Below are 8,793 nucleotides of genomic sequence, written 5' to 3'. Positions count from 1 at the left end.
AGCCGCGGGAGCGCTGGTGCGGTAACGCGCGGGAACCGGGGCGGCGCTGCGAGACGACGCAGGACGCCGCTGGGAGTGGTGCGGAACCGAATGCGCCCGACGATCGTCGAACTAAGGTGGTCGTTGAAACGCCGGGAGGGGAGCGAGATGAGCGTGGGTGCGAGATCGGTCGCGGAGTCCGCGGGCCGTGGTCGCAGGGGTGCGCGCTGGGTGGCGGCGGTGGCGGCGCTCGCGGCGGTGACCGTGCTGGCGGTGGTCGGGGTCGGCTGGTGGCAGCGGGGGCACCTGCCCGCGGTGGCGGGGGAGCGGCTGCGCGACTTCCCGGCGGTCGAGCAGGCGGGGCTGGACGATACCCAGAAACGCATTGTGGAGGTGCTGCGCGGCGAATTCGCGCGCCAGCCCGCCGGCACCGAATACTCCGAGGGCGTCGAGGAGCCGTGGTGCGCCGATTTCGTCAGCTGGGTGCTGCGCGAGGCCGGACGGCCGCTGGCCAATCCGAACTCGGGATCGTGGCGGATTCCCGGGGTGTACACGCTCACCGAGTACTACCAGCAGCAGGGGCGCTTCGAATCGCCCTCATATCGACCGCGGGTCGGTGATGTGGTGCTCTACAGCGAGACCAGTCCGTTCAGTCAGCACACCAACTTCGTGGTTGCCGCCGACGGCGATACGATCACCACCGTGGGGGGTAATGAGTTCGGGCGCATAACCATCCACCGCTATCGGCCCGCGGAGCTTTCCGGCCTGGTCGGATACGGCCGACTGTGATCACCGGCATCCCGCATGATGAAAAACATGCGGGCGTGCCCTAGGTAACGGGGGAATTACGCCCTACCATGGAGCCCGGCGGTGCCCGGCAGCATCGCCGAACGATCCCTGTCCTGCTGCCCCCTCATCGGCAGGACAGGGATTCCGCCCGACGAAAGAAGCTGGATGCCGTTATCCGACCAACCGACCTGGATCGATTACGCCGAATTCGGTGAACGATTCGTCGAGGCGGCGGTCACGGAATCCCGAATCGAGGCGGCGGTCTCCGGTATGGCCGGTCGGGGGATGACGATCGGACCGTTCTCGGTCGGACCGGCCGGACTCGCGCGATTCGTCGCCAAAGGCAGTGTGGGCAAACCACATATCGTCCGCCATGGGCCGCATGTGCACTTCGAGGTCATGGTGCCGGTGAAATTGCGGGTGGACATCACGCTGGGCGGCCAGCGTCTGCGACTCGAGGCGGTCGTCGAAATCGACTTGGACCTGCACGCCCGCACCGCGCGACCATTGCTCATCGTGATCGACATTCCGCCCGTCACCGGGCGGGACGTCAGCTTCGTCATGCGGGCGCAGGCCATCGGCACCGCGTTCGAACTGCTGCTCGACCCGATTTCCCGGATGGTGCAGCGCGAGGTCGCCAATCGGCTCAATGCCATGCTCGACGATCCGGAATCGCGACGCGGCCGGGTATTCGATGTCGAGGCCATCGTCGACGGCCGGCAATCGGAGTATCGCGGACAGGCGGAATTCGACTGGATCGGCTACGACGAATTCGGGCGACAGTTCTTCCAGCGCGTGGTGACCGCTCAGCGGGTGCGCGAAGTCGTGGAGTCGCTGGCGGGCAAACCGATCGAGGTCGGGCCGCTGCGCACCGGGCCGCGCAATGCCGCCGAGGTGTCGGTGCGGGGGAGCGTACGCATGCCGCGACTGGTGCCGCACGGGGACGCCACGAATGACGCGGTGCCCGGCCGCGCGACGACCGCCGCCAGCACGGCCGGTGCTGCCGGTGCGGACGCGAGCGTCGCCAGCGTGCATGCGGGTGCCGGTGTGGACGCGAGTGCTGCCAGCACGGATGCCGGTGCGGCCGGCACGGATGCCAGTACCGCCGGTGGTGCGGACGCGAGTGCTGCCAGTGCGGACGCGGGGGCTTCCGACGCGGGTGCTGCCAGGGTGAACCCGGGTGCTGTCAGCGCCGACGCGGGTGCTGCCGGGGTAGACCCGGGCGGTGCGAGTGCGTCGAGTACGGGCGCGGCCGCGGACAGCGACGCCGGGCGTACCGGTCTCCATGACGGCAGCCCTTCCGACACCGATGGGCTGGTGGCCTTCGACCTGACGATCCCGGTGACCCTGGACATCACCGTCGACGTGTTCAAGGCCAACCGCTACCGCGCCGAGGTGGAGGTCCCGCTCGAACTGGTGGCGCGGGCGGCCGACCCGCTGCTCATCGTGATCGACACCGAGGCTCCGGCGGCGCGGGATATCGCGCTCGAGGTGGTCGCGGAGGGCTGGCGGGCGCGGATGCTGGGTCGCCTCGCCAAGATCGACGAACAGGTGGCGGCCCAGGTGGCGGCGGTGGTGCGCGGTGAGGTTGCCGACGCCTCGCGTCGCACCATCGACGTGGCCGCGCGGCTGAACAGCATCGGCGTCTGAGAAGTCCGCTCTGCCGGCTGTGTCCCCTCGGTCTGCCCTGGGGCCAATGGTGCACATGTGTCCGGTGAGCCTGGCGATTCCCATGTGAATGTGGTGAAATGAGTGCACGTTCGGGGTCCCCGGCGCACTGATGGCATGTCCCGCCATCGGGGAAGGTGCGCCGGGCATGCCGCAGACTTTGCTCGATCAGGTTCGTCCCATGGTGCGAAGGAGTTCTGCGATGCGCTATTCCGATGTCAACCGCCGCGACTTCCTCGCCCGCGCCGCCGCGCTCGCCGGCGGTGCGGCCGCCCTGGGCGTGGCCGGAGCCGCCGTGGCGCCCACCGCCACTGCCCGCACCTCCCTGGGCACGCTGCTCGACTACGCGGGCGGGGTGCCCGACGCCCGGGCCATCGCCGAGGCCGGACATATCGGCGTCATCCGATACGTCTCGGATCGGCGACCCGGGGCGGAGTGGATGGCGGGCAAACCGCTGCTGGCCGCGGAGGTATCGGCACTACAGGCGGTGGGCCTGAGCATCGTGTCGTGCTATCAGTTCGGGAAGGGGCCGACGGCGGACTGGCGCGGCGGATTCGAGGCGGGCAAGCAGCACGCCCAGCGCGGCCTGGAGTTGCACAATGCGGCGGGCGGACCCGATACCGCGCCGATCTACGCCTCTATCGACGACAATCCGAGCGAGGGCGAGTTCCACGACCTCATCGCGCCGTACCTGGAAGGCTGGGAAGCGGTACTCGGGCGGGAGCGCACCGGCGTGTACGCCAATACGCCGACCATCGACTGGACGCGCGGCGCGGGGCTGGGTTCCTGGTTCTGGCAGCACAATTGGGGCACCCCGAAGGGATTCGTGCACCCCGCGGCACACCTGCACCAGTTCGAGATCGACAAGCGCACCGTGGGTGGCGTCGGCGTCGACCTGAACGCCGTGCTGACGCCGGACTACGGGCAGTGGTGAACCCCCGGCGTTGAGTCTCTAGGTCTGGGTGTGGCAGGTCGGGTCCTGCCGCAGATCGGGTTCGTCGGCGACCACCCGCAGTGCCGGGCGGCCCTCCGCCTCCACGGCCGGGGCCGCCGGAGCCTCGTGGGCGCTCCACGCCGCGCGGTCGCTGCGCCACGAGAACATCGACCAGCTGGACAGGGCCGAGAAGGCCGACCCCAGACTGCCGAACGAGCCCGCCGAGATGATCGAACCGAACGATCCCGCCGATCCGATGGACAGCACCGATCCCACGCTGCCGATCGACAGAATCGAGTAGGACGATCCGATCGACAGGATCGAGCCCTCCGACCGGATCGACAGAATCGACCGCCGTGAATGCAGTCCCCGCACAGTCTCTTTCACCGCCGCCATGTCCCCGGTCTACCACAGTCCACCCCCGCCCGAAACATCCCGATGGGCGGGCCGACCGGTCGGTAGAAACAACAATGCCCGGGTGACCTCAGGGGTCACCCGGGTATTGGGTCGTCGCGATAGCGCCTACGCGACCGAGAAGAATCCGATGGTCGGCAGGAACGAGCAGGTGATCGGCGCGGATTCCGGATCGGCCTGGGTGGTCAGCGAACCGGAGACCACGGCGACCACGCGGCCGCTACCGGTGTCGGCGATGGCCGACAGGGTGGCCGGGCCGTCGGGGTTGATCTTGGCCTCGTCGGTCAGGTTCAGTACGCCGGACTGCCGCGTATCCAGATTGATCCACTGCACGGTCATCGGCGGATTCTGCGCCTCGGTCGGGCTCTTGGTGCCCAGCGCGGTGAACACGAAACCGGTCTGACCGGCCTGCGGGCCGGGCGGGGGCAGCTGCGCGGGGCCGGGGACGGCCAGGGCGGTGCCGATCGAGTCGGAGGACGGGCCGATGCAGCCCTTGCCGATGGTGGGCCACAGGAACTGCGCGATGACCGGGCCGTCCTGCGGGATGTCCGGACCGCCGCCGCCACTGCCGTCCAGGAACTTGATGATTCGCTCGAGGGTCGACTTGATCTGCGGGGGCAGGTTCAGCGTGTTCAGGATCTGCTTCGCCTGATCCAGGATGGCCTGCTGCGGTCCGGCGGCGATATCGGCCGGTCCGGCGGCAGCCCCGATGATGGCGGGCACCAGCGACGCGAGCGCCTCCACCGGCACGCCCTCGGGAATCACCGGAATCGTGGAAACGGCTTGGGGCGCGGGGGCGGGCTGGGCGGTCGCTGTGGGCACGGCAATGGTGGCGCAGGCCGCCACGGCCAGCGCGGTGATTGCGAACCGCGATCCTCGGGTGCGAAGCACTGGTGTTGCCGTCCTTACCTTCGGGTACATCTGCGGCGATGGGACATCGCTGCGCGACACTCTAAGTACCGGGCCGCCCTGTTGTACAGCCACGGTGTGATCTTGCTGTCTTCGATCGAATCACGCTATCGGACGGACGATCAAAAAGCCTGTTACGCGTGGTGCCAGTGATACGAATGTTACATCTGAATCCGGTGTGGCGTGCGGTTTTCGAATCGGCGTCGCGAGTCGGCGAAAATAGGGCCCGACGCGCACCGCTACTCTGGTGCATCCACAACTCGACCCGAAAGTCCGCGCTGTGACTCGACACTTCCGACTCGCCGTCGCGGCGCTGGTGTTCTCGGTGCTCGCGCGGATGCTGTGGATGCTGTTATCGCCGAACGGCATGAATCTCGTCGATTTGCACGTCTACGTCGACGGGTCGGCGGCGCTGCTCACCGATCATCTCTACGACTTCACGTATTCGAAGGAGACGCCGGACTTTCCGCTGCCCTTCACCTATCCGCCGTTCGCCGCGGTGGTGTTCTTCTCGCTGCACTATCTCCCGTTCACGGCGGTTGCCATCGGATGGCTGCTGGCCACGGTGGCCGCGCTGTACGGCGTGGTGCGGATCGGACTCGAACTCATCCTGGGCGAGCGGGCGCTGCGCGAACCGCGCTGGCGCACCGCGGCGGTGGCGTGGACCGCGGTGGGTGTGTGGATGGAGCCGGTGCGCACCACCATCGACTACGGCCAGGTGAACGTCTTCCTGGTGCTGGGCGCCATGCTCGCGGTGCGCAGTGCGCGCTGGTGGATCTCGGGCACCCTGGTCGGCGTGATCGCGGGCATCAAGCTCACTCCGGCCATCACCGGGCTGTACTTCGTGGCGCGGCGGCGCTGGGGGACGGCGGCGTGGTCGGCGGTGGTGTTCGCGGGCACGGTCGGGGTCAGCCTGCTGATCAATCAGGCGGAGGCGCGGCGGTATTTCGGCACGCTGTTGGGGGACGCCGACCGTATCGGACCGGTCGGTTCAGTGTGGAATCAATCACTGCGCGGCACCCTCAGCCGTATTCTCGGCCACGACGTGCAGTCCGGCCCGTGGTGGATCGCCGCCGTGCTGGTGGTGGCGGTGCTGGGTGTATTCGCCTGGCGCGCCCTGGGTCCGGACGACCGGATGGGCACCCTCGTCATCGTGCAGCTGTTCGGTCTGATGATCTCGCCCATCTCCTGGTCGCACCACTTCGTCTGGCTGCTGCCGACCGTGCTGTGGCTGCTCTACGGTCCACTGCGGGCGGCGGCGGGCGCCCGGCTGCTGGCCGGGTACTGGCTGGTCACCACGCTCGTCGGAGTGCCCTGGCTGCTGTCGTTCGCGCAGCCGGACATCTGGACCATTCCGCGGCCCGCGGGCTACGCGTGGCTGGGCGCGGTCGACGTGGTGGGCGTGCTGGTGCTGTTCGGCTGGATCGTCTGGGTGGGCCGAATCAACTCTGCAGAGTCAGCCGATCGATCTCGTGAGCCAGCGCCACATCCAGCTGGGTGAGCCCACCCGCCGAATGGGTGGACAGCGTGAAAGTGACCCGCCGCCAGCGGATATCGATATCGGGATGGTGATTGGCCGCCTCGGCGGCCTGGGCGACGCGCCGGACCAGCTCGATACCCGCCAGGAAGGACGGCGCTTCCACGGTGCGGGCGATGGACGCGCCGGTGTGGGTCCAGCCGGGAAGGTCGGTGAGGGCCTTGGCGATGTCGTCGTCGGACAGCAGCTCGGTACTCATAGTCCCGGTCTACGCCTTCGATCCGGAGGATGGGCGGACTCGGGGAAAAAGATGCGGAGTCGCAGGGTGGGCGCTCAGGCCGCGCGGGCGTGCTTGAGGGCCTTCTTCAGGTCCTTGCCGCAGACGCCGGCGGCCTCACACTTCTTCATGCGCATGATCACCACGGGGCATTTCAGGCAGCGCGTCTTCTTGCGACAGCACTTGTTCTTCGGCTTCAAGCTCGAGACATGCTTGGCCTTCACCTTCTTTCCCACGTTGGTTAGCTTAACCTAAGTCGTACGCGTGAAACGTGTGAGTTCCGACTGCCGGTACGCTGTTATCCGGCCGTAGCCACCATCGCCGAACGGTCGATGGCGCTCGTGTCGTCGACACGGCCGCATTACCCACTTGCACCAGGAGGATCAACCGTGTCGTCTGTCGAGTTCCGCAACGTCGCCATCGTGGCGCACGTCGACCACGGCAAGACAACACTTGTCGATGCCATGCTGCGCCAGTCCGGCGTCTTCGGTGAGCGCGCCGAGGTGGTGGACCGCGTCATGGACTCCGGTGACCTGGAGCGCGAGAAGGGCATCACCATTCTCGCCAAGAACACCGCCGTGCACCGGCACAACGCGGACGGCTCGGTCACCGTCATCAATGTCATCGACACCCCCGGGCACGCCGACTTCGGCGGTGAGGTCGAGCGCGGCCTGTCCATGGTCGACGGTGTCGTGCTGCTCGTCGACGCCTCCGAGGGGCCGCTGCCGCAGACCCGGTTCGTGCTGCGCAAGGCCCTGGCCGCCTCGCTGCCGGTGATCCTGGTGGTCAACAAGACCGACCGGCCCGACGCCCGCATCGAAGAGGTCGTCGAGGAATCCCACGACCTGCTGCTGGACCTGGCCTCCGACCTCGACGACGAAGCCTCCGAGGCCGCCGAACTGGCCCTGGACCTGCCGGTGCTCTATGCCTCCGGCCGCGCGGGCGTCGCCTCCACCAAGCGCCCCGAGAACGGCACCGTCCCGGACGCGGAGAACCTCGACGAGCTGTTCGAGGTGCTCATGAAGTACGTGCCCGCGCCCAAGGGCGACGCCACCAAGCCGCTGCAGGCGCACGTCACCAACCTCGACGCCTCGCCGTTCCTGGGCCGCATCGGTCTGGTGCGCATCCACAACGGCACGCTGAAGAAGGGCCAGACCGTCGCCTGGATGAGCGCCGAGGGCACCAAGTCGGTGCGCATCACCGAACTGCTCAAGACCATCGGCGTCGAGCGTCAGCCCGGCGAGGAGGCCGTGGCCGGCGATATCGTCGCCGTCGCGGGCATCCCGGACATCATGATCGGCGACACCCTCGCCGATGCGGAGAACCCGGTCGCGCTGCCGCGCATCACCGTCGACGAGCCCGCCATCTCGGTGACCATCGGCACCAACACCTCGCCGCTGGTCGGCCGCGTACAGGGGCACAAGCTCACCGCCCGCATGGTCAAGGCGCGCCTGGACCAGGAACTGGTCGGCAATGTGTCGCTGCGCGTGCTCGACATCGGCCGCCCGGACGCCTGGGAGGTGCAGGGCCGCGGCGAGCTGGCGCTGGCCATCCTGGTCGAGCAGATGCGGCGCGAAGGCTTCGAACTGACCGTGGGCAAGCCGCAGGTGGTCACCAAGACCGTCGACGGCAAGGTGCACGAGCCCTTCGAGGAGCTGACCGTCGACGCCCCCGAGGAGTTCCTCGGCGCGATCACCCAGCTGCTGGCCGCCCGCAAGGGCAAGATGGTGCAGATGAGCAACCACGCCGCCGGATGGGTGCGCATGGAGTTCATCGTCCCCTCGCGCGGCCTGATCGGTTTCCGCACCGACTTCCTCACCGAAACCCGCGGCACCGGCATCGCCAATGCCGTCTTCGACGGTTACGCGCCGTGGGCCGGTGAGATCCGTGCCCGCCACACCGGTTCGCTGGTCTCCGACCGCGCCGGAACCGTCACCCCCTACGCCATGATCCAGCTCGCCGACCGCGGCCAGTTCTTCGTGGAACCGGGCGCGGACACCTACGAGGGCCACGTCGTCGGCATCAACCCGCGCGCCGAGGACCTCGACATCAACGTCACCCGCGAGAAGAAGCTGACCAATATGCGCTCGGCCACCGGCGACGTGCTGGAAACCCTGGCCAAGCCGCTCCAGCTCGACCTCGAGGGCGCCATGGAATTCTGCGCCGCCGACGAATGCGTCGAGGTCACCCCGGAGATCGTCCGAGTCCGCAAGGTCATCCTCGGCGCCACCGAACGCGGCCGCGAAGCCTCGCGCCGCAAAGCCCGCGACCGCGCTGTCCAGTAGTCAGGCGGTAAGGTGCCGATCGTGAGATCGGGGGCCTACGGGCGTGCGACGTTGCGCGCGG

9 protein-coding genes are annotated in these 8,793 nt (G+C 68.3%); 5 read left to right on the top strand and 4 right to left on the bottom strand.

What is annotated here, in order from left to right:
• Positions 1–147: 147 nt before the first annotated feature.
• The 3 genes from ON31_RS23780 (at position 148) to ON31_RS23770 (ending at position 3,370) form a co-directional block, all read left to right on the top strand.
• Positions 148–768, top strand: a complete 621-nt coding sequence (locus ON31_RS23780; protein WP_039816976.1) for a CHAP domain-containing protein — start codon at positions 148–150, stop codon at positions 766–768.
• A gap of 81 nt (positions 769–849) precedes the next feature.
• Entirely contained in the window at positions 850–2,418 is a 1,569-nt protein-coding gene (locus ON31_RS34855) for a hypothetical protein (RefSeq protein WP_157533762.1), read from the top strand.
• Positions 2,419–2,638: 220 nt separating this feature from the next.
• Positions 2,639–3,370, top strand: a complete 732-nt coding sequence (locus tag ON31_RS23770) for a DUF1906 domain-containing protein (protein ID WP_039816974.1) — start codon at positions 2,639–2,641, stop codon at positions 3,368–3,370.
• 18 nt (positions 3,371–3,388) lie between these two features.
• Here the strand turns inward: ON31_RS23770 and ON31_RS23765 are convergent, their stop codons facing one another.
• Positions 3,389–3,766, bottom strand: a complete 378-nt coding sequence (locus tag ON31_RS23765) for a hypothetical protein (RefSeq protein ID WP_039816973.1) — start codon at positions 3,764–3,766, stop codon at positions 3,389–3,391.
• Positions 3,767–3,892: 126 nt separating this feature from the next.
• Positions 3,893–4,675 (bottom strand): Rv1157c family protein, encoded by a 783-nt coding sequence (locus tag ON31_RS23760; protein ID WP_039816972.1) that lies wholly within the window; start codon positions 4,673–4,675, stop codon positions 3,893–3,895.
• Positions 4,676–4,973: 298 nt separating this feature from the next.
• Here ON31_RS23760 and ON31_RS23755 point away from each other — a divergent pair, with 298 nt between their 5' ends.
• A complete protein-coding gene (locus ON31_RS23755; protein WP_039816969.1) occupies positions 4,974–6,194 on the top strand; it encodes a mannosyltransferase in 1,221 nt (406 codons plus the stop codon).
• Here the strand turns inward: ON31_RS23755 and ON31_RS23750 are convergent.
• Together ON31_RS23750 and ON31_RS35790 are read right to left on the bottom strand one after the other, a co-directional pair.
• Entirely contained in the window at positions 6,136–6,429 is a 294-nt protein-coding gene (locus tag ON31_RS23750) for a 4a-hydroxytetrahydrobiopterin dehydratase (RefSeq protein WP_029931425.1), read from the bottom strand. The genes ON31_RS23755 and ON31_RS23750 overlap by 59 nt on opposite strands.
• Positions 6,430–6,503: 74 nt before the next feature.
• A complete protein-coding gene (locus ON31_RS35790) occupies positions 6,504–6,683 on the bottom strand; it encodes a hypothetical protein (protein ID WP_081592687.1) in 180 nt (59 codons plus the stop codon).
• A gap of 153 nt (positions 6,684–6,836) precedes the next feature.
• Here ON31_RS35790 and typA point away from each other — a divergent pair, with 153 nt between their 5' ends.
• Positions 6,837–8,732, top strand: coding sequence for a translational GTPase TypA (gene typA / locus ON31_RS23740; RefSeq protein WP_039816965.1), 1,896 nt, complete (start codon positions 6,837–6,839; stop codon positions 8,730–8,732).
• Positions 8,733–8,793 lie beyond the last annotated feature (61 nt).

The sequence above is a fragment of the Nocardia otitidiscaviarum NBRC 14405 genome, assembly GCF_000308635.1.
In the GTDB taxonomy this organism is placed as follows: domain Bacteria; phylum Actinomycetota; class Actinomycetes; order Mycobacteriales; family Mycobacteriaceae; genus Nocardia; species Nocardia otitidiscaviarum.
The sequence above is the reverse complement of the archived record's forward strand: the minus strand, read 5'-3'. Positions and strand labels throughout refer to the sequence as shown.

What these genes read in the sequence shown, in the direction of transcription:
- ON31_RS23770 (WP_039816974.1), top strand. Translation starts at nt 2,639, where the DNA reads ATGCGCTATTCCGATGTCAACCGCCGCGACTTCCTCGCCCGCGCCGCC.
- ON31_RS23780 (WP_039816976.1), top strand. Translation starts at nt 148, where the DNA reads ATGAGCGTGGGTGCGAGATCGGTCGCGGAGTCCGCGGGCCGTGGTCGC.
- ON31_RS23765 (WP_039816973.1), bottom strand. Translation starts at nt 3,766, where the DNA reads ATGGCGGCGGTGAAAGAGACTGTGCGGGGACTGCATTCACGGCGGTCG.
- ON31_RS23750 (WP_029931425.1), bottom strand. Translation starts at nt 6,429, where the DNA reads ATGAGTACCGAGCTGCTGTCCGACGACGACATCGCCAAGGCCCTCACC.